Genomic DNA, 18,715 nt, shown 5'->3' on the forward strand with positions numbered 1-18,715 from the left:
TCCCGCCCCGCGCGCGCCTGCCCTGGGGCCCGGGCCTCCGCCCCGCGGCGGGGGGGGGGGGGCGGGCGCCCCCCCCCCCCCCCCCCCCGGCCGCCGAGGACCGGGCACAGGGCGGCGAGCCCAGCCCGGACCTTCGGCCGCAGGTGCTGGCGGAGGTGCGGGACGTGGCGGACGGCCTGACGGACAAGGCCGTGACCTATCCCTACGCCCCGCCGCTGCCGACACTGGTCCCCGCGCTGGAGGCTGCCGTCGGCGAGGTTGGGGCTGACCTAGGGTTCCGGCTGTTCCTGAGGGCCATGAAGGTGTATTTCGTGCCCATCGGCCCGGCCCGGCTGGCCCGCTACCAGGAGCTCGGCCGACGGCTCGGCTACCACGCCTTCGTCGTCGAGGACGGCAGCCTCAACATCTGGTCCGACCTGGATGACTGAGACACCGACACCAACGGGGCGGCCGTGTCGCGTGCGGCCCGCCCGTGGCGTGGTCCGGGGTCTGCCCCCGGGGGCGGCCCGGTGGTGCCCGTCCGGGCTGCGGGGCGTGGGTCGGGCGGGCGTGGGCTCGTGAAGATCCTGGAAGAGCTGGGTGAACTCGCGTGGCGGTGCATCGCCCCAGCTGGGCGGACGTGCGGTGGGACCTGACGGTGCACGAACCCGGGGGCGAGGTGGCGTGGGCATGCTGGTTATCATCGGTCCGGCAGTTCGTCGGACGGCGGTCGACGGAAGCGTTCCCGTGGCAGTGCCGTGCACGGGGAGGGACCCATCGGCGCGGGGGCCGTTCGGGTGCCCGCGGTGTGTCCGCCGAAGCCGTGCCCGGCCCCGCACCGCGCGATCCGTCGGGATGAACATGAACAAGGGCCTCGCCAGCCGTGGCACCCAAGCCGTCACCGGAGCCGTCATCGGCGCCCTGCTGCTCACCGCCTGCGGGTCCGGTGGTGCCGGTGACAAGAAGGTCGACCTCAAGGACCAGCTGCCCAAGCGGTACCGGGAGGCCGGTGTGATCAAGGTCGGTGCCTCCTTCACCGCGGCCCCGGTCATCTTCAAGAACGGCCAGGGCAAGCCGGACGGGCTGGACCCCGACCTGGCCGCCGCGATGGAGCGCCTGCTCGGCGTGAAGTTCGACTTCGTCGACGCCGGTCCGTTCGCCAACGTGCTGCCCGGCGTACTGGACAAGAAGTTCGACATCGGCATGTCGGGCATCACCGACACCCGTGAGCGCCAGCAGGGCCTGGACAAGAACGGCACCCCGGTCAACGAGGGCGTCGACTTCGTCGACTACTTCATGGCCGGGATCGGGATGGTGGTCAAGGAGAAGAACCCCAAGGGCGTCGACACCATCGACGGCCTGTGCGGCCACTCGGTGACGGCCAAGAAGGGCACCACCCACAACGACCTGATGATCCGCCAGCAGAAGGCCTGCGAGCACGCCGGCAAGCCGCTCAAGGCGCTGGAGACCGGCTCCGACGACGAGGCACTGGCCAACGTCCGCAGCGGTCTCGCCGACGTCTACATCACCGACTACCCCAAGGCCCAGCACAACGCGCAGACCCTGGACGAGGGCCGCACCTTCGACCTGGCCGGGCCGCAGCTGCAGTCCCGCCCGTACGGCATCGCCGTCCGCAAGGGCGACCAGGAGCTGCGGGACGTGCTGGTCAAGACGGTCAACGCGCTGATCCTGGACGGCACCTACGACGCCGTGCTGCAGAAGCGCCTGCTCGTCGAGGGCGCGATCCAGAACTCGGTGGTCAACGGCAGCCACTGACGCCGCGCCGGTCCGATCGCCGGTCCGATCGCCGGGCCGTCCGACGGCCCGTCTGACGCAGAACGCCCGTACCGGGAACCAGCCCGACCGGTACGGGCGTTCGGGCTGTTCGGGCGGAACCGTCCCGCCCCCTCGGCGACCACGGAGGTACCCGGCGATGTCCCACCGCCTCTTCTCCTACGGCACCCTGCAGCTGGAGCAGGTCCAACTCGACCGCTTCGGGCGCCGGTTGGACGGCAGCCCGGACGCGCTGCCCGGCCACCGGATGACCGTGCTGCGGATCACCGACCCGGGGGTGATCGCCAGCAGCGGCACCGACCACCACCCGCTGGTGCTGCCCTCGGACGACCCGGAGGACCTGGTCGAGGGCAGCGTCTACACCGTCACCGACGAGGAGTTGGCCGCCGCGGACGACTACGAGGTGGACGACTACGCCCGGCGCGAGGTGTTGCTCGCCTCCGGCACCCGGGCCTGGGTGTACCTCGCCTCCTCGGCGGTCTGACCGGCCGGCGCTTCACCCGTGCGGCCGACCGGCCGATGTAGTCCTCAGGGCGTGCCGCCGCACCGGTGCGGCGCGCTCCGAGGACGAGGAGGAGCGCGGTGACCCAGCAGGGCTTCGAGGGCGGGACGGCACCCGGGGCGGTGCCCGGGATCGGGCACGCCTGGCAGATGATGCGCAGTCCGGTCCGGTTCATGACCTCCCTGGCCGCCCACGGCGACCTGGTGCGGATCAGGATCGGCCCGTCCACCGCGTACGTGCCGTGCCACCCCGAGCTGCTGCGCCGGGTGCTGACGGGCGATCAGGTCTACGACAAGGGCGGGGTCTTCTACGACCGGGCGCGCGACGTGGCCGGGAACGGTCTGGTCACCTGCCCGCACCGGGACCACCGGCGCCAGCGGAGGTTGATGCAGGGCGCCTTCACCCGGCCCCAACTGCGGCACTACGCCGGGGCGATGCGGTCCGAGATCGAGGCCACCACCGCACGCTGGCGGGACGGCCAGGTGATCGACGCCTTCCCCGAGTTCTACGGACTGGCGCTGCGGGTGGTGGCCCGGACGCTCTGGTCCACCGCCCTCGAACCGGAGCTCACCCGTGGGGTCGAGCGGGCCTTCGACACGGTGTTGAACGGGCTGTTCCGCCAGATGTTCCTGCCCGGGCCGCTGCGCCGCCTGCCGACCCCGGCCAACCGCCGGTACCGGTCGGCGCTGCGGCACCTGCACGAGGTGACGCAGCGTCTGATCGCCGGGTACGGCGGGCGGCCGCCCGAGGCCGTGGGGGAGCTGGACCTGCTCGGGGCCCTGCTGGCCGCCCGGGACGAGGACGGCGGGCGGCTGAGCGAGGCCGAGGTGCACGACCAGGTGATCACCGTGATGGCGGCGGGCACCGAGACGGTGGCCGCCACCCTGGTCTGGACCCTCCACCGACTGGCCCAACACAACTCGGTGGCGCAGGAGTTGTACCGGGAGATCGATGCCGTGCTGGGCGGCCGCGCGGCGGCGGACTGGGAGGACCTGCCGGCCCTGGCGCTGACCGACCGGGTGATCACCGAGACCCTCCGCCTGCACCCGCCCGGCTGGCTGTTCACCCGGCTGACCACCACCGACACCGAGCTGGCGGGGGTGCCGCTGCCGGCCGGCTCCACCCTGGTGTTCAGCCCGGCGGCGGTGGCCCACGATCCGGAGGCCTTCCCGCACCCGCACGAGTTCCGCCCCGACCGCTGGCTCCCGGAGGAGGAGTCCCCGCCGGCCCGCCAGGCGTTCACCTCCTTCGGCGCCGGGGCCCGCAAGTGCCTCGGCGACCTCTTCGCCCGCACCGAGGCCACCCTGGCCCTGGCCACCGTGCTGAGCCGCTGGCGGCTCGAACCCGAGCAGGACGCCGACGTCCGCGCCGTGCCGCTGGCCACCGTCTACCGGCCGCGGCGGCTGCGGCTGCGCCTGACGGCCCGTCCGGAGGCCCGCGTCGAGGAGCCGGTGTACGGGAGCGCGGAGGGGGTGAGCGGGGCGTAGCGGACCGGCCGGACAGTGGCGGGCCGGCCGGCGGCCGTCAGCGCCACCGGTCCCACCAGAACGTCCAGGTGCGGGAGTTGACGAGGGTGGCGGCGTAGTGCGGCAGGGTTCCTTCCAAGACCTGCCACAGGTTGTCCGGACAGAAGGCGAAGTGCTCGGCCGCCACGCGCAGCGCCGCCTCCTCCGTCGGAGGGGGCGCTGCCACGCTCACCACCAACTCCGACGCGTCCGCCGACACCAGCCGGGCACCGAAGCGGTCCTCCCAACTCGCCAGCACCGCGGCGTAGGCACCGGTGTCGTCCTCCCGGTCCGCCACCCCGTCCCAGCCCAGCAGGGCCAGTGCCTCGGCGCCCGACTCCGCGGCGACCAGGCCCAGCGGGCAGTGCGGGCGCCGCGCCAGCACCTCCCGCGCGACGGCCGTCGCGGCCTCCTCGGGGCTCTCCCGTCGTACGCCCCTCGGCGCCGGCCCCGGCCACGCCGCTCCGAACGGCGCCGTCGTCCCCGGGTAGGCCTCCTCCGCCAGGTGCTCGTCCCACCACCGCGCCATCAGCCGCCCCGGATCGTAGAGATCCGGCCGCGACGCCGTCCCCGGCCGCAACTCCCCGTCGTTCCACGGCCGCCGCCCCGTCTCGCCCGGCACCTCGGTGTCGAGCAGCAGCGGCCACAGCCCCGACCGGGGATGCTCCTCCAGCATCCGCCCCCACCGGCTGACGGTGGTCGGCCCCGTACTCACCCAGAGCACCGGCCCGTCCCCGCCGTCCACGCCGTCCACGAACTCCCCGGGCGGCAGCAGCCCGCCCACCTCGGCGACAAGATCGGCCATCATGCCGCCGCACGCTAGCGCACCCCGCCGACATCCCCCTCGCCGGCGGTGTCCGAGCGGGCGTCAGCCGAGGAAGTCGACGCGGTCGATGAGGCCGTCCCGGACGTGGTAGGCGACCAGGACGCGGACCGGTTCGGCGGCGACGCCGTGGGCCAGTTCGTGGTCCACCACCCAGGGGCCCTCGGTGAGGCGGCCGAGGATCTCGGCGCGGCAGCGGCCGGCGGCGAACTGGGGGGCGTAGACCGCGCGGAGTGCTTCGTGGCCGTGGAGGGGGTCGCCGGTGCGGCGGTTGACCACGACGTGCTCGGCGTAGGTGGCGGTGAAGGCGTCGATGTCGTGGGCGTTGTAGGCGGCGAGCTGACGCTCCACCACCTCCTGGGGGGTGGTCACGGGGTGGCCTTCCGGTAGGGGCGGGCAACCAGCCTAGGAGGAGGGGTGTTACTCCGGAGGTACCGGGTGGTGGGCGGGGGTGTACTGCGGACGCAGTACGGGAGGTGCCTGCGCAGGGACGACGACGGGGGAGGGGCCGGCCGCGAAGGATGGAGGACGCTGCGGGCGGACCGTGCCGGGATGGTGGCGGGCCGCTCGCGGCGCGTTCCGCGACCGTGCACCGAACCCGAAGGAGGCCGCACCCCGTGGCCACGTTCCTGTACCGCCTGGGCCGCTGGGCCTTCGACCGGCGCAAGTGGGTGACGCTGATCTGGGTCGCCGTGCTGGCCGGGGCCGGGGTCCTCGCGGCCAAGGCGCCCGCCGCGCCCGACGACGGCTTCTCGATGCCCGGCACGGAGGCGCAGCAGGCCTTCGACCTGATGAACGAGCGCTTCCCCGGCGGCCACGCCGACGGCGCCCAGGCCCGACTGGTGTTCGTCGCCCCCGGTGGGCAGAAGATCACCGCCGGCCCGGCCAAGGAGGCCGTGGAGCGGACGGTCGGCGAGCTGGCGCACGCCGAGCAGGTCACCGGCGCGGTCGACCCGTTCCAGGCGCGGACCGTCTCCCAGGACGGGACCACCGCCTACGCCACCGTCAGCTACGCGGCCAAGGCGGGCGAGCTGTCCGAGGGTGCCACCGCAGCGCTGGAGCAGGCGGCCCAGCACGGCCGGGACGCCGGGCTGAAGGTCGAGGTCGGCGGCACCGCGCTGATGACCAAGGGCGAGGCCGGCGGCAGCAGCGAGGCGATCGGCATGGCGCTCTCCGCGGTCGTCCTGGTGATCACCTTCGGCTCGCTGCTGGCGGCCGGGCTGCCGCTGCTCACCGCCCTGGTCGGGGTGGGCCTCGGCATGGCGCTGATCACCGCGCTGGGCAGTGCGCTCGGCCTGTCCGGCACCACCGGCACGCTGGCGATGATGCTGGGCCTGGCGGTCGGCATCGACTACGCGATGTTCATCGTCTCGCGGCACCGGGCCGAGCTGGCCGAGGGCCGCGACCTGCGGGAGGCGGCCGGCCGGGCGGTCGGGACGGCCGGGTCGGCCGTGGTGTTCGCCGGGCTGACGGTGGTGATCGCGCTGGCCGGGCTCTCCGTGGTGAACATCCCGATGCTCACCAAGATGGGCCTGGCCGCCGCCGGCACGGTGGTGCTCGCGGTGCTGGTCGCGCTCACCCTGGTGCCCGCGCTGCTCGGCTTCCTCGGCCACCGGGTGCTGCCGCGCAAGGTCCGCAAGGGCCGGGCGGCGGGGGACGGCGAGAACGGCGGTGCCCGCTGGGCCCGGTTCGTGCTGCGCCGCCCGCTCGCCGTGCTGCTCGGCGGTGTGATCGGCCTCGGCGTGCTCGCGGCCCCCGCCCTCGACCTGCGGATGGGCCTGCCGGGCGACGAGTCCAAGCCCACCTCCACCACCGAGCGCCGCGCCTACGACCTGCTCTCCGAGGGCTTCGGCCCGGGCTTCAACGGCCCGCTCACCCTGCTGGTCGACGCCAAGGGCGCGCCCGACCCGAAGGCCGCGGCGGAGACGGTGGCGAAGACCGTCTCCGGCCTGCCCGGGGTGGCCGCGGTCGCCCCGCCGGTGTTCAACCCGGCCGGGGACACCGCGCTGGTCAACGCCGTCCCGAAGACCGGCCCGGCCGAGGAGGCGACCAAGGACCTGGTCACCGCCATCCGCGGCCACGCGGACGGACTGAAGGCGGAGACCGGTGCGACCGTCCTGGTCAGCGGCACCACCGCGATGAACATCGACGTCTCGCAGAAGCTCACCGACGCCCTGCCGGTGTACCTCGCCGTGGTGGTCGGCCTGGCGGTGCTGCTGCTCCTGCTGGTCTTCCGCTCGGTGCTGGTCCCGCTGAAGGCGGCGCTCGGCTTCCTGCTCTCGGTGGCTGCCGCGATCGGCGCCGTGGTCGCCGTCTTCCAGTGGGGCTGGCTGGCGAACCTGATCGGGGTCGAGCAGACCGGCCCGGTGATGAGCATGATGCCGATCTTCCTGGTCGGCGTGGTCTTCGGCCTGGCCATGGACTACGAGGTCTTCCTGGTGACCCGGATCCGCGAGGGCTTCGTGCACGGGGAGAGCCCGAAGGAGGCCATCGTCACCGGCTTCCGGCACAACGCCCGGGTGGTCACCGCCGCGGCCTTCATCATGATCTCGGTCTTCGCCGGGTTCATCGGGATGAGCGAGCCGATGATCAAGATGATGGGGCTGGGCCTGGCCGCGGCCGTCGCCTTCGACGCCTTCGTGGTCCGGATGGCCATCGTCCCGGCCGTGCTCGCCCTGCTCGGCCGCCGGGCCTGGTGGCTGCCGCGCGGCCTCGACCGGGTGCTCCCGGACGTGGACGTCGAGGGCAGCAAGCTCGTCGCCGCCGACCCGGAGCCCGCCCCGGAGCGGGAGCCGGTCCGCGTCTGACCGTGTGAAACGCCCTCCGCTCCCCACCGTCGGTGCGGGAGCGGAGGGTTACCGTTGGCAGCCTGGCCCACCCCTTCCGACCGGAGCGCGATACCCGTGAGCGACCTGTGGCAGCGCCTGCGCCGCGACCACCCCCGGCTGCTCGACGCCGTGGGCGGCGCCACCCTGGTCGGGGTCATGGCGCTGGGCCTGACGGTGGATCAGCACGGCGGCCGGTACCAGGCGCCGGGCGCGGGCACCGTGGCCGTCGCCGCCCTCTCCACCGCCGCCGTCTTCCTGCACCGCCGGTACCCGCGCGCGGTGGTCGTGGTCACCCTCTTCTGCACCACCTTCCTCACCGCCACCAGCACCAAGCTCACCCCCGCGCTGGCCACCCCGCTGCTGCTGGCGCTCTACTTCCTCGCCGTCCGCACCGACCGCACCACCGCGCTGCGCGCCTCGCTGGTCACCGCCGCCCTGCTCACCGGCATCACCCTGGCCTACGGCCCCGGCGGTCCGATCGCCGAACGCCTCGGCGTGCTCGCCTGGTCCCTGCTGCCCGGCGCCATCGGCGACTCCATCCGCAACCGCCGCGCCAACCTCGCCGCCATCGAGGAGCGCGCCGAACGGGCCGAACGCACCCGCGAGGAGGAGGCCCGCCGCCGGGTCGCCGACGAACGCGTCCGGATCGCCCGCGACCTGCACGACGTGGTGGCCCACCACATCGCCCTGGCCAACGCCCAGGCCGGCATCGCCGTCCACCTGATGGACCGTCACCCCGACCGGGCCCGCGAGGTGCTCAGCCACCTCACCGAGGCCACCGGCTCCGCCCTCCAGGAACTGCGCGCCACCGTCGGCCTGCTGCGGAGCACCGAGGAGCCCGCCCCGCTCGAACCCGCCCCCGGCCTCGACCGCCTCCCCGAGCTGCTGCAGACCTTCGAGCGGGCCGGCCTCCCCGTCCGGCTCGCCGTCGAGGGAGAGGCCCGCCCGCTCTCCCCGGGGATCGACCTGACGGCGTACCGGATCCTCCAGGAGTCGCTGACCAACGTCGCCAAGCACGCCCGCGGCGCCGAGGCCCGGATCACCCTCGCCTACAGCGGCAGCCGCCTCACCCTCACCGTCGCCAACGGCCGCCCCGCCCCCGGCGGCCGCGCCGCGCTCCCGGCCACCGCCGCCACCGCCGGGCGGGGCGGCTTCGGACTGATCGGCATGCAGGAGCGGGCCTCCGCCGTCGGCGGCCGGCTCACCGCCGGGCGCCGGCCGGACGGCGGGTTCGTGGTCACCGCCGAACTCCCCCTGCGCACGGGCAACGTGACCGCTCTGGACGACAAGGACGGCCCCGCATGACGATCCGCGTGCTGCTCGCCGACGACCAGGCGCTGCTCCGCGGCGCCTTCCGGATGCTGATCGACTCCGAGGAGGACATGGAGGTGGTCGGTGAGGCCGCCGACGGCCGCCAGGCGGTCGACCTGGCCCGCGCCACCAAGCCGGACCTGGTCCTGATGGACATCCGGATGCCCGGCTCCGACGGCCTCGGCGCCACCGCCGAGATCTGCGCCGACCCGGAGCTGGCCGGCACCCGGGTGCTCATCCTCACCACCTTCGAGGAGGACGAGTACGTCGCCCAGGCGCTGCGGGCCGGGGCCGGCGGCTTCCTCGGCAAGGGCGCCGCCCCCGCCGAACTCCTCGCCGCCGTCCGCACGGTGGCCGCCGGCGAGGCCCTGCTCTCGCCCGCCGCCACCCGCGCCGTCATCGACCGCCTGCTCGCCCAGCCGGGCCCGGCCCCCGCCGCCCTCCCCTCCGAGCGGCTCGCCGTCCTCACCGCCCGCGAACGCGAGGTCATGGCGATGGCCGCCACCGGTCTCACCAACGAGGAGATCGCCGAACGGATGGTGGTGAGCCCCTTCACCGTCCGCACCCACGTCCACCGCGCCATGGCCAAGCTCGACGCCCGCGACCGCGCCCAACTCGTCGCCATCGCCTACCAGTCGGGGCTGGTCCCGCCCACCGGCCCGGCCTGACGGCGCCCTCCCGCGCCGGGGCCCGCGGCCCTCCGCGAGCCGGGGCCTCGGCCGGTCCGCAGGCCCGAGGTGCTGGAATGTCCTGGTGGACGATCACCCCGAGCCCCCGACCCGGCGCCTCTTCGTGGCGCTCGCCCCGCCCGACGAGGCCAAGGACGAACTCGCCCGCGCGCTGGGCCCCGCCTACGCCGCCCACCCACAGCTGCGCTGGAACCGGATCGAGGACTGGCACATCACCCTGGCCTTCCTCGGCGAACTCCCCACCGCCACCGTGCCCCTGCTGCGCTCCGCGCTCTCCGGCACGGCCGGATCCCGCCCCGCCCTGCGGCTCGCCCTGCGCGGCGGCGGCCAGTTCGACGACCGGACGTTCTGGAGCGGCGTCGAGGGCGAGCTGGACGGCCTACACCGGCTCGCCACCGAGGTCCGGGCCCTGGTCAGGTCCTGCGGCGTCGACTTCCCGGACCGCCCGCTGCGCCCCCACCTCACCCTGGCCCGGGCCCGCCGCGACGACCGCACCGGCATCGCCGAGGCCGCCGCCACCCTGGCCGGCTTCAGCGGCCGCAGCTGGGCCACCGACCGTCTCCACCTGGTCGGCAGCAACATCGGCCGCGGGCCCGGCCGCATCTACTACCGCGACATCGAGGCCTGGCCCTTCGCCGACCCCTCGTGACGGCCCGTCACCCGAAGCCGCGGACCCGGACGACGCCGTCGGCGTCGGGCAGCACCGCGTCGGGCAGCACCCCGGGCCCGTCCGGCACGACGGCCAGCCCGACCGCCCCGTCGAGCGCGGCGGTGTCCTGGGCGTCCTCCAGGTCGACCCAGCGCCCGCTGAGCACGCCGCCGGGGTGCTCGACCAGGAGGCAGTGGTAGCCCTCGGGGTCGAGCCCGGCCAGCACCTCGGCCGGTCCGGCGCCGAACAGCGAGGGCCAGGCGGACAGCCGCGACCGCGGCACGAGCCGCGCGCGGACGGCTGCCACGTCGTCCCGGTCCGCGAGCCGGTGCCAACGCGCCGCGTTCGCCGCGAAGTACTCCTGGAGCAGCCGCACCTCGCCCGCCGCGACCGCGCGCTCCAGCCGCTCCCAGTACCCCGTGTCGGCCGGCGTCTCGGCGGCGCTCCCGTCCGGCTCGGGGGCGTACGGCGACTCGTCGAGGGGCTCGGGGAAGAGGCCGAGCTCCCGTGCCCGTTCGACCCCGGGCCCGACCGGACCGGTCGTGCCGACGTACATGTACAGGTCGTACCCGACGTGCAGGAAGAAGCGGTCGCCGTCCTCCAGGCGGCACCACCCGCCGCTTCCCCGCAGCATCGCCCGGACCAGTTCCACGCCGGTGGCGAGGTCCACCTCGGCGCCGTCGTGGAAGTCGGTCGGCTCCGCGAACAGGCCGGCCGCACCGGTCCGTCCGGCGGTCGGCCCGGTCCAGTCGTCGATCGTGATCCCACCCGGATCACGCACCGTCAGCCGCTCCACCCCGGCCGCCCGCGCGAAGGCGGCGGCGCTCTCCAGGTATGCGGCCTCGATCGGGCCCTCGTCGCAGTCGATGTCGAGCGGGCCCTGGTAGCAGCCGTGCTCGTCGCGGTCGGCGGGGTCGTACTTGGTCACGCGGTGGACGCGGAGCTCGGGCATCGGGCCATCTTAGGGGCTGTCTCCTTGGTGGGGCCGGGCGACCGTCGCCGGGGCACGCACCTCGCCACCTTCTCGTCAGTCGCCGATGCTCCGCATGGACTCCTTCCTCGGCGGCGCCGAGGCACGCACCCCAGCGACGCCCGCTGATCCGACCCCACCAAGGAGACAGCCCCTAGGAGTTCTGTCCGCGCGGGGGCCGGGGCCCGTACCCATCGAGCGGGCCGGGCCCCCGCGCGGTGACGAGGGGTCAGCCGCCGAGCACGCCGCCCTTGTGGAACTGGTCCACCGGGGCCTCGCTGCAGGCGTTCTTGTTGCCCCAGACGCCCGCGACGCCGGTCGCGTTGTCGGCCAGGCAGCGCAGGTCCGCGTCGACCAGCGGGGCGCCGTTGCTGTTGATCACGCCGTTCTGGGAGCCGACCAGGGTGTCGCCGAAGTGGTTGCCGAAGGTGCCCTCGCCGGCGGTGGTGTCGCCGCCGTGCATCTGGTACGAGCTGATGGCGCCCTGGGCGCTCTCCTGGGTCTCCATGCCCATGCACTCGGCGGCGGAGGCGGGGGCCGCGACGGCGACGGCGGCGGACATGGCGAGGGCGGTGCCGGACAGGACCTTCTTGATCATGGTGTTCTCCTGGGTGAGGGGTGTGAATGCGGTGATGGGGGACGGGAGTCGAGGGAGGGTCAGCCCCCGAGCACGCCGCCCTTCTGGAACTGGGCGACCTGCGCCTCGTTGCAGACGTTCTCGTTGCCCCACACGCCGGCCACGCCGGTCGCGTTGGCCACCGCGCAGCGCAGGTCGGCGTCGACCAGCGGGGCGCCGTTGCTGTTCACCGCGCCGTTCTGCGAACCGGCCAGGGTGTCGCCGAAGTGGCTGCCGTAGGTGCCCTCCGCCATGGCCGGGCTCGCGATCGAGACCGCGGCGGAGAGGGCCAGGACGGCCCCTGACAGGACCTTCTTCATGGGGTGCTCCCGAATCTCCGGGCTCCTGGTGGAGCCGTTGCCCTACCGGAACGAGGGAATCGGGGGGAGGTGACTTGACGGACATCCGTCCGGAGCAAGGGCTCATGCGTTCGGCAGATCGTTCCTGCGCCGCCCGGGCGAATCGACGGTGACCCAGCGACTCGCTCACCGTTGCGACTGTCGACGCCTCGTCACCCTCCCTCCTACGCATCGGAGCAACCCGTGAAGAAGTTCCTGGCCGGCGCCGCGCTCGCCGTCTCCGCCTCCGTCTCGCTCACCGGCACCGCCACCGCGGCCACCACCATGGGCGCCGACACCAACGACAACGCCCGTCAGGCCATCGACTCCTACCGGATGTACGAGAACGGCGGCCCCTCCGAGGGCACCTTCGGCAACCACTTCGGCGACACCCTGGTCGGCTCCCAGAACGGCGTGATCAACAGCGACGGCGCCCCGCTGGTGATGGTCGACCTGCGGTGCGCGGTGCCCAACGCCACCGGCGTCGGTGCCGACTTCGGCAACAAGAACGCCTGCAGCAACGCGCCGGTCGACCAGTTCCAGAAGGGCGGCATCCTCGGCGGCTGACCGGCCGGCAGCTGGGGAGGCATGTACAAGAGGTATTGCACAATGCCTCTTGTGCATGCCAGGATCGCCGTATGACAGAGGATCAGATCAAGAACTCCGAGCGCCTCTCGGCCCTGGCCCACCCCCTGCGCCGCCGCCTGGCGGACATCCTCCGGGCCTACGGCCCCGCCACCGCCAGCACCCTCGCCGAGCGGACCGGCCAGGCGGTCGGCAACGTCAGCCACCACCTGCGCGTGCTCGGCGCCGCCGGGATCATCGAGGAGGCGCCCGAACTCGCCCGCGACAAGCGGGAGCGCTGGTGGCGCCGCTCCTCGGCGAACCTCTCGTGGAACCGGAGCGACTTCGCGGCCGATCCGGCCGCCGCGCTCGTCTCCCAGGCCGTCCAGTCGATGCTGCTCGACCGCCACACCACCGCCGCGCGCGAGTGGCTGCTCGGCGAGCAGCCCGAGGAGTGGGTGGACACCTCCTTCGTCGCCGACCGCTGGCTGATGCTCACCCCGGAGGAGCTGGAGGAGATGGCGCGGGAGATCATCGCGATCCAGCTCAAGTGGGGGACGCGGGAGATCCCCGACGACGGGCGCGAGCGGCAGTCGGTCCTGGTCTTCTCGTACGGAATGCCGGCCCAGCCGTGACCACCACCACGACCTCACCGGCCCCGGCTCCGGCTCCGCCCCGTGCGCCGCACGCCGCCCGCGACTTCCGGCTGTTCTGGTTCGGCGAGACCGCCAGCAAGATCGGCAGCGGGATCAGCGGCGTGGCCGTGCCGCTCGCCGCCGTCACGGTGCTCGACGCCTCCGCCTTCCAGGTCGGGGTGCTCACCGCGATGACCTGGCTGCCCTGGCTGCTGGTCGGCCTGCCCGCGGGCGCCTGGGTGGACCGGATGCCCCGGCGCCCGCTGATGGCAGGCTGCAACCTGCTCTCGATGTCCGTGTTGGTCAGCGTCCCGGCGAGCTCCTGGCTGGGCGTGCTGACCTTCACCCAACTCGCCCTCACCGCACTGCTCCTGGGCACCGCCGGGGTCTTCTTCCAGGCCGCCTACCAGGTCTACCTCCCCTCGCTGCTGCCCGCCGAGGAGCTGGCGGCGGGCAACGCGAAGATGCAGGGCTCGGAGGCCTTCGCCCAGGTCGCCGGGCCGGGTCTGGCCGGGGCGATCACCCAGCTGCTCGGTGTCCTCGGCGGGCTGCTGGCCGACGCCGCGACCTTCGCCGTCTCCACCCTCTGCCTGCTCGGCATCCGCGCGAAGGAGGAGCCGGTCGAGCGCCGGGAGAGCGCGGCGCTGGGCCGTGACATCCGCGAGGGCCTGCGCTTCGTCGTCCGCGACCCCTACCTCCGGGTCTTCGCCGTCTTCGGGGCGCTCTTCAACCTGGCGTTCATCGCCTACCAGGCCGTGCTGGTGGTCTTCCTGGTCCGCGAACTCGGCCTGCCCACCGGCCTGGTGGGCCTGCTGATGGCGGGCATCAGCGTCGGCGGCGTGCTCGGCGCGACCCTGGCCACCCGGATCGCCGCCCGCCTCGGGACCGCGCGCGGGCTGCTGGCCGCGCTGTTCGGCACCGTCCCGTTCGCGCTGGTGATCCCGCTGGCCGCCCCCGGCCCCCGGCTGGCCCTGCTGGTCGGCGGCGGGCTGCTGATCGGCCTCGGCACGGTGGTGAGCAACGTCATCCGCGGCAGCTTCCGCCAGCTCTACACCCCGCGCCCGCTGCTCGGCCGGGTCAGCGCCGGCATGATGTTCCTCAACTTCGGCACCATCCCGCTGGGCGGCCTGCTGGGCGGCGCCCTGGCCGAGGCCGTCGGCCTGCGCCCCACCCTCTGGCTGGTCGCCGCCGCGATGGCGGCCTCCCCGCTGACCCTCCTGATCGGCCCGCTCAAGTCCCGCCGTGACCTGCCGGCCGGCGGTGCCGACGGCAGCTAGATGGAAATCATTTTCAATTAGTGTAGCGTGGACCGGGTCCTGCCCCATCCCGGCGACCGACGGAGTCCCGCCATGTCCGCCTACTGCCAACTGACCGGCCGCAAGCCCGGTTTCGGCCGTGCGATCTCGCACTCGCACCGCCGCACGCCGCGCCGCTTCGACCCCAACATCCAGCGCCGCCGCTACTGGCTCGCCGGCGAGCGCCGCCACGTGCGGCTGACGCTCAGTGCCGCCGCCGTGAAGACCGTCGACCGGATCGGCGTCGAGGCCGCCGTCGCCCGGATCCGCGCCCGGGGAGGGAAGGTCTGATGGCCAAGCGGAGCAAGATCGCCAAGGACGCCCGCCGCCGGTCGACCGTCGCCCGGTACGCCGAACGGCGTGCCGAGCTCAAGCGGCTGATCTCCCACCCCGGCAGCGGGGAGGCCGAACGGGCCGCCGCCCGAGCCGAGTTGGACCGCCAGCCGCGCGACGCCAGTGCCACCCGGCTGCGCAACCGGGACGCGGTGGACGGCCGCCCGCGCGGCTACCTGCGGGCCTTCGGGCTCTCCCGGATCAACCTGCGCAAGGAGGCCCACGCGGGCCACCTGCCCGGCGTGCGGAAGGCGAGCTGGTAGCCGTGACGGAGGACCTGATCCGGCTGCCCGTGGTGGTGGTGGCCGGACTGCACCGGGAGGAACGGCGGCGCGCCGTGGCGGAGTTGACGGCCGGGGGGATCGAGGCGGTGGTGCTCCACCACGACCTCCGCGACGCCCCGCTCGGCACCGTCCACCGCGAACTGCGCGACGCCCACGGGCACCGGCACGCCACCGCCGAGGTGCCGCTCGCCAACGACTGCCCGTGCTGCGCGCTGCGCGAGGACCTGCTGCCCGAGCTGGCACGGATCGCCGAGCAGGGCAGCCACGGGCTGGTGGTGGTCGAACTCTGGGGCGGCAGTGACCCGCACCCGGCGGTCGAGGTGCTGGCCGACGGCGTGACCGGTGGGCGTCGGATGGCCGATCTGGTCGAACTCGCCGGTGTGGTGACGGCGTTGAGCCCCGACCGGCTGATCGGCGAACTCTCCGTCCCCGACGAACTGGCCGAGCACGGCGAGCAGACCTCGGCCCGGGACCGCCGCACCCGGGCCGAGGCGCTGGCCCACCAGATCGAGTACGCCACCACCCTGGCGGTGCCCCGCGGCGCCGACCCGGCCGGGCTCGCGATGCTGCGCCAACTCCGCCCCACCGCACGGCTGGTGCGGCTCGGCACCGGCGAGCTGATCCGGTCCGCCCTCGGCGGCTTCGACGTCCCCGCCGCCCGCGACCGGGTCAACCCGGCGCTCGCCCTGCTCCCGCAGGAGCGGGACGAGTGCGGGGTGGCGACCGTGGTCTGGGAGCGCCGCCGCCCGCTCCACCCGGCCCGGCTGCACGAGGCCCTGGAGCAGCTCGTCCCCGCCGCCCAGCGCAGCCGAGGCCGCTTCTGGCTGGCCAACCGGCCCGAGCTGATGCTCGCCTGGGACGCCGCCGGGGCCGGCCTCACGGTGGAGGCCTGTGGCCCCTGGCTCACCACCCTGCCGGACGCCGCCTGGGAGCTCTATCCACCCGCCCGCCGGGCCGCCGCCGCCCTGGACTGGGACCCGCTGCACGGTGACCGGGTCCAGCAACTCTGCTTCACCGCCGAGGGGTTGGACAGCGAGGGGATCGTCCACCTGCTCGACTCCTGCCTGCTCACCGACGCGGAGCTGGCCACCGGCGAGGCCGGCTGGCGGGCCCTGCCCGACGCCTTCGAGGACCTGCTGGACCCCGTGCCGTCGGGAGGCGGCTGAGCGGCCCGGGGGGCGACACCTCCGAACGGCGGGGGTCGGACGACGGGCGCGCGGCGACATTACCAGTCGGTAATCTCAGGGCGTCCAGGCGGTGAACCACCTACCGACCGCCACGTTCTGAAGGATCGTCACGTGTCTCGTTCCGGTCGCGCCCCGCGCACCGTCCTCGCCGCTGCCCTCGCCACCGGTGTGCTGCTGGCCGTCGCGCCCGCCCTGCCCGCCCACGCCGAATCCGGCCCGGCCGGGGGCACCGCGCACCTCGACGCCGTCGAGCGCGTCCTGCGGGAGGTGTCGCCCGGGCTGGAGGGCACCGTCTGGCAGCGCACCGAGGGCAACAGCCTGGCCGGGACCGCCGGGGACCCGGCGGGCTGGCTGCTCCAGACCCCCGGCTGCTGGGGCGACGCCACCTGCGCCGACCGGGCCGGAACCCGCGCCCTGCTCGCCAAGATGACCGCCGACGTCGCCGCCGCCACCCGCACCGTCGACGTCTCCACCCTCGCGCCGTTCCCCGAGGGCGGCTTCCAGGACGCCCTGGTGGCCGGCCTCAAGGCCTCGGTCGCGGCCGGCCACCGACCGGTCGTGCGGATCCTGGTCGGAGCCGCACCGGTCTACCACGCGAACGTCCTGCCCTCCCGCTACCGCGACGAGCTGATCGCCAAGCTCGGCCCCGCGGCCGCCTCGGTCAGCCTCGGCCTCGCCTCGATGACCACCTCGCGCACCGCGTTCTCCTGGAACCACTCCAAGCTCCTGGTGGTCGACGGACGCACCGTCATCGCCGGTGGCATCAACGGCTGGAAGAACGACTACCTCGACACCGCCCACCCCGTCACCGACGTCGACCTCGCGCTGAGCGGCCCCGCCGCCACCTCCGCCGCCCGCTACCTGGACACCCTCTGGGAGTGGACCTGCAGCCGGACCGGGGTGTTCGACATGGCCTGGTTCGCCTCCTCCGACGGCAGCGCCTGCCGCCCGTCGATGGAGCGCGAGCTCAACCCGGTCGCCCCCGCCACCGGCACCGTCCCGGTGATCGCCGTCGGAGGCCTCGGCGTCGGGATCAAGGACAAGGACCCCAGGTCCGCCTACCGGCCCGGGCCCGTGAACGGCGCGGCCGACGCCAAGTGCGGCCCGCTCACCCTCTCCGACAACACCAACGCCAACCGCGACTACGAGACGGTCAACCCCGAGGAGAACGCCCTGCGCGCCCTCGTCGGCAGCGCCCAGCGGCACGTCGAGATCTCCCAGCAGGACATGAACGCCTCCTGCCCGCCGCTGCCCCGCTACGACTCCCGCCTCTACGACCTGCTGGCGGCCAAGCTGGCAGCCGGCGTCAAGGTGCGGATCGTGGTCAGCGACCCGGCCAACCGCGGCGCCGTCGGCAGCGGCGGCTACTCCCAGATCAAGTCGCTCGCCGAGATCAGCGACGTGCTCAAGGCCCGGCTGGTCGCCCTGACGGGTGATCAGGGCAGGGCCACCGCAACGATGTGCGGCAACCTCCAGCTCGCCACCTTCCGCTCCGCCCCCACCGCCACCTGGGCCGACGGCCGCCCCTACGCCCTGCACCACAAGCTGGTGTCGGTCGACGACGCGGCCTTCTACATCGGCTCCAAGAACCTCTACCCCGCCTGGCTCCAGGACTTCGGCTACATCGTCCAGGACCGCACCGCCGCCGCCCAGCTCGACCGCGACCTCCTCACCCCCGAATGGCACCACTCCCAGGCCACCGCCACCGTCGACTGGACCACCGGCACCTGCCGCGCCTGACGGAGCGCCCGCCCGCCCTGCCCTTTGGGGCATGTTCCCCTGCCCGAAGGGCTCCTCTTCCTGCGCGTTCGAAGTCCCTTAACCCGGGCGTCACTTCCGTTGACGTTCGGCGGCACTCCGTCGTCACCGGTGATGGATTGATTGGCGGTCCGCATGCGTGCGGTTTCCGTCGGTCAACTGTCTTTTAGGGGTACGGGTCCACGATGGCTGTCGAACTCCCGGAGCCCCTGCAGTGGGTGCTGATGCTGCTCGCCGGTTCCCGTTGGCCCGAGGGCGACGAGGACCTGATGCGGGACATGGCGCGGCGTTGGCGGTCCGCCGCCGAGGCCGTGGAGGAGGGTGGGCGGGCCGCCGACTCGGCGATGAAGCGTGCGCTGGACGGCCAGCAGGGCGCCGCGATGGACGAGTTGTCGAAGAAGTGGGAGACGCTCACGCTGCCGGCGGACGGGAAGAAGCCCGGTTTCTTCCCCGGCATGGTGAAGGCCTGCAACTCGATGGCGGACAGCCTGGAGGCGATGGCCAACTCGACCGAGACGGCGAAGATCTCGATCGTGGCCCAACTGGGCATCCTGGCGTATGAGATCGCGACGGCGGAGGCGGCGGCGCCGGTGACGGCGGGGGCGTCGTTGGCGGCGATCCCGGCGGCGATCACGGCGAGCAAGCTGACGGTCCA

21 protein-coding genes are annotated in these 18,715 nt (G+C 74.0%); 16 read left to right on the forward strand and 5 right to left on the reverse strand.

The genetic code is table 11. The features are described 5' to 3' along the window. Window positions 1–164: 164 nt before the first annotated feature. From ACWEPF_RS36895 to ptlI, 4 genes are all read left to right on the forward strand, one after another. A complete protein-coding gene (locus ACWEPF_RS36895) occupies window positions 165–428 on the forward strand; it encodes a hypothetical protein (protein WP_452176058.1) in 264 nt (87 codons plus the stop codon). Between the two features lie 406 nt (window positions 429–834). After that, window positions 835–1,755 (forward strand): transporter substrate-binding domain-containing protein, encoded by a 921-nt coding sequence (locus ACWEPF_RS36900; RefSeq protein WP_452176059.1) that lies wholly within the window; start codon window positions 835–837, stop codon window positions 1,753–1,755. Between the two features lie 157 nt (window positions 1,756–1,912). Then, a complete protein-coding gene (locus tag ACWEPF_RS36905) occupies window positions 1,913–2,257 on the forward strand; it encodes a gamma-glutamylcyclotransferase family protein (protein WP_452176060.1) in 345 nt (114 codons plus the stop codon). A 98-nt stretch (window positions 2,258–2,355) separates the two neighbouring features. Next, window positions 2,356–3,762, forward strand: a complete 1,407-nt coding sequence (gene ptlI, locus ACWEPF_RS36910) for a pentalenene oxygenase (RefSeq protein WP_452176061.1) — start codon at window positions 2,356–2,358, stop codon at window positions 3,760–3,762. Between the two features lie 37 nt (window positions 3,763–3,799). Here the strand turns inward: ptlI and ACWEPF_RS36915 are convergent, their stop codons facing one another. After that, window positions 3,800–4,588 (reverse strand): DUF4253 domain-containing protein, encoded by a 789-nt coding sequence (locus ACWEPF_RS36915; RefSeq protein ID WP_452176062.1) that lies wholly within the window; start codon window positions 4,586–4,588, stop codon window positions 3,800–3,802. Window positions 4,589–4,648: 60 nt separating this feature from the next. Beyond that, window positions 4,649–4,975, reverse strand: a complete 327-nt coding sequence (locus tag ACWEPF_RS36920) for a nuclear transport factor 2 family protein (protein WP_380149748.1) — start codon at window positions 4,973–4,975, stop codon at window positions 4,649–4,651. Window positions 4,976–5,220: 245 nt separating this feature from the next. Here ACWEPF_RS36920 and ACWEPF_RS36925 point away from each other — a divergent pair, with 245 nt between their 5' ends. The 4 genes from ACWEPF_RS36925 (at window position 5,221) to thpR (ending at window position 10,080) form a co-directional block, all read left to right on the forward strand. Then, window positions 5,221–7,410 carry an MMPL family transporter gene (locus tag ACWEPF_RS36925; RefSeq protein WP_380149749.1) on the forward strand — a complete coding sequence of 730 codons (2,190 nt, stop codon included), beginning with the start codon at window positions 5,221–5,223 and terminating at the stop codon, window positions 7,408–7,410. 96 nt (window positions 7,411–7,506) lie between these two features. Continuing rightward, entirely contained in the window at window positions 7,507–8,736 is a 1,230-nt protein-coding gene (locus ACWEPF_RS36930) for a sensor histidine kinase (RefSeq protein ID WP_452176063.1), read from the forward strand. Beyond that, complete coding sequence (locus tag ACWEPF_RS36935) at window positions 8,733–9,410, forward strand: response regulator transcription factor (RefSeq protein WP_452176064.1); 678 nt, start codon at window positions 8,733–8,735, stop codon at window positions 9,408–9,410. Before ACWEPF_RS36930 ends, ACWEPF_RS36935 begins: the two co-directional genes overlap by 4 nt. Window positions 9,411–9,495: 85 nt before the next feature. Next, on the forward strand, window positions 9,496–10,080 hold the full coding sequence (gene thpR / locus ACWEPF_RS36940) for an RNA 2',3'-cyclic phosphodiesterase (RefSeq protein ID WP_452176065.1): 585 nt from the start codon (window positions 9,496–9,498) through the stop codon (window positions 10,078–10,080). A 7-nt stretch (window positions 10,081–10,087) separates the two neighbouring features. On the opposite strand, the gene ACWEPF_RS36945 is transcribed toward thpR, so the two are convergent. From ACWEPF_RS36945 to ACWEPF_RS36955, 3 genes are all read right to left on the reverse strand, one after another. Continuing rightward, window positions 10,088–11,032: an RNA-binding protein gene (locus ACWEPF_RS36945; protein ID WP_452176066.1), complete on the reverse strand. Its 945-nt coding sequence runs from the start codon at window positions 11,030–11,032 to the stop codon at window positions 10,088–10,090. A gap of 247 nt (window positions 11,033–11,279) precedes the next feature. Further along, window positions 11,280–11,648, reverse strand: coding sequence for a hypothetical protein (locus ACWEPF_RS36950; RefSeq protein ID WP_449797794.1), 369 nt, complete (start codon window positions 11,646–11,648; stop codon window positions 11,280–11,282). A gap of 59 nt (window positions 11,649–11,707) precedes the next feature. Beyond that, window positions 11,708–11,986 carry a hypothetical protein gene (locus ACWEPF_RS36955; RefSeq protein WP_452176067.1) on the reverse strand — a complete coding sequence of 93 codons (279 nt, stop codon included), beginning with the start codon at window positions 11,984–11,986 and terminating at the stop codon, window positions 11,708–11,710. Window positions 11,987–12,208: 222 nt separating this feature from the next. On the opposite strand from ACWEPF_RS36955, the gene ACWEPF_RS36960 reads away from it, so the two are divergent. The 8 genes from ACWEPF_RS36960 to ACWEPF_RS36995 form a co-directional block, all read left to right on the forward strand. Continuing rightward, window positions 12,209–12,571 carry a hypothetical protein gene (locus ACWEPF_RS36960; RefSeq protein ID WP_452176068.1) on the forward strand — a complete coding sequence of 121 codons (363 nt, stop codon included), beginning with the start codon at window positions 12,209–12,211 and terminating at the stop codon, window positions 12,569–12,571. A 71-nt stretch (window positions 12,572–12,642) separates the two neighbouring features. Next, window positions 12,643–13,203 carry an ArsR/SmtB family transcription factor gene (locus ACWEPF_RS36965; RefSeq protein ID WP_452176069.1) on the forward strand — a complete coding sequence of 187 codons (561 nt, stop codon included), beginning with the start codon at window positions 12,643–12,645 and terminating at the stop codon, window positions 13,201–13,203. Then, on the forward strand, window positions 13,200–14,480 hold the full coding sequence (locus ACWEPF_RS36970) for an MFS transporter (protein ID WP_452176070.1): 1,281 nt from the start codon (window positions 13,200–13,202) through the stop codon (window positions 14,478–14,480). Before ACWEPF_RS36965 ends, ACWEPF_RS36970 begins: the two co-directional genes overlap by 4 nt. 72 nt (window positions 14,481–14,552) lie before the next feature. Further along, window positions 14,553–14,789 (forward strand): 50S ribosomal protein L28, encoded by a 237-nt coding sequence (gene rpmB / locus ACWEPF_RS36975; RefSeq protein ID WP_452176071.1) that lies wholly within the window; start codon window positions 14,553–14,555, stop codon window positions 14,787–14,789. After that, window positions 14,789–15,094, forward strand: coding sequence for a 30S ribosomal protein S14 (gene rpsN, locus ACWEPF_RS36980; protein ID WP_452176072.1), 306 nt, complete (start codon window positions 14,789–14,791; stop codon window positions 15,092–15,094). Before rpmB ends, rpsN begins: the two co-directional genes overlap by 1 nt. Window positions 15,095–15,096: 2 nt before the next feature. Then, the gene (locus ACWEPF_RS36985; RefSeq protein WP_452176073.1) at window positions 15,097–16,281 is read left to right on the forward strand and encodes a CobW family GTP-binding protein; all 1,185 of its coding nucleotides are present in this window, start codon (window positions 15,097–15,099) and stop codon (window positions 16,279–16,281) included. 132 nt (window positions 16,282–16,413) lie between these two features. Next, window positions 16,414–18,042 carry a phospholipase D-like domain-containing protein gene (locus tag ACWEPF_RS36990; protein WP_452176074.1) on the forward strand — a complete coding sequence of 543 codons (1,629 nt, stop codon included), beginning with the start codon at window positions 16,414–16,416 and terminating at the stop codon, window positions 18,040–18,042. 203 nt (window positions 18,043–18,245) lie between these two features. Continuing rightward, window positions 18,246–18,715 (forward strand): WXG100-like domain-containing protein (locus ACWEPF_RS36995; RefSeq protein WP_452176075.1); only part of this gene is annotated, 470 nt, incomplete at its 3' end.

This window comes from Kitasatospora sp. NPDC004289, assembly GCF_053602875.1.

Coding starts and splice junctions, on each gene's coding strand:
- ACWEPF_RS36935 (WP_452176064.1), top strand. CDS start 8,733: ATGACGATCCGCGTGCTGCTCGCCGACGACCAGGCGCTGCTCCGCGGC.
- ACWEPF_RS36905 (WP_452176060.1), top strand. CDS start 1,913: ATGTCCCACCGCCTCTTCTCCTACGGCACCCTGCAGCTGGAGCAGGTC.
- ACWEPF_RS36965 (WP_452176069.1), top strand. CDS start 12,643: ATGACAGAGGATCAGATCAAGAACTCCGAGCGCCTCTCGGCCCTGGCC.
- rpsN (WP_452176072.1), top strand. CDS start 14,789: ATGGCCAAGCGGAGCAAGATCGCCAAGGACGCCCGCCGCCGGTCGACC.
- rpmB (WP_452176071.1), top strand. CDS start 14,553: ATGTCCGCCTACTGCCAACTGACCGGCCGCAAGCCCGGTTTCGGCCGT.
- ACWEPF_RS36955 (WP_452176067.1), bottom strand. CDS start 11,986: ATGAAGAAGGTCCTGTCAGGGGCCGTCCTGGCCCTCTCCGCCGCGGTC.
- ACWEPF_RS36915 (WP_452176062.1), bottom strand. CDS start 4,588: ATGATGGCCGATCTTGTCGCCGAGGTGGGCGGGCTGCTGCCGCCCGGG.
- ACWEPF_RS36900 (WP_452176059.1), top strand. CDS start 835: ATGAACATGAACAAGGGCCTCGCCAGCCGTGGCACCCAAGCCGTCACC.
- ACWEPF_RS36945 (WP_452176066.1), bottom strand. CDS start 11,032: ATGCCCGAGCTCCGCGTCCACCGCGTGACCAAGTACGACCCCGCCGAC.
- ACWEPF_RS36950 (WP_449797794.1), bottom strand. CDS start 11,648: ATGATCAAGAAGGTCCTGTCCGGCACCGCCCTCGCCATGTCCGCCGCC.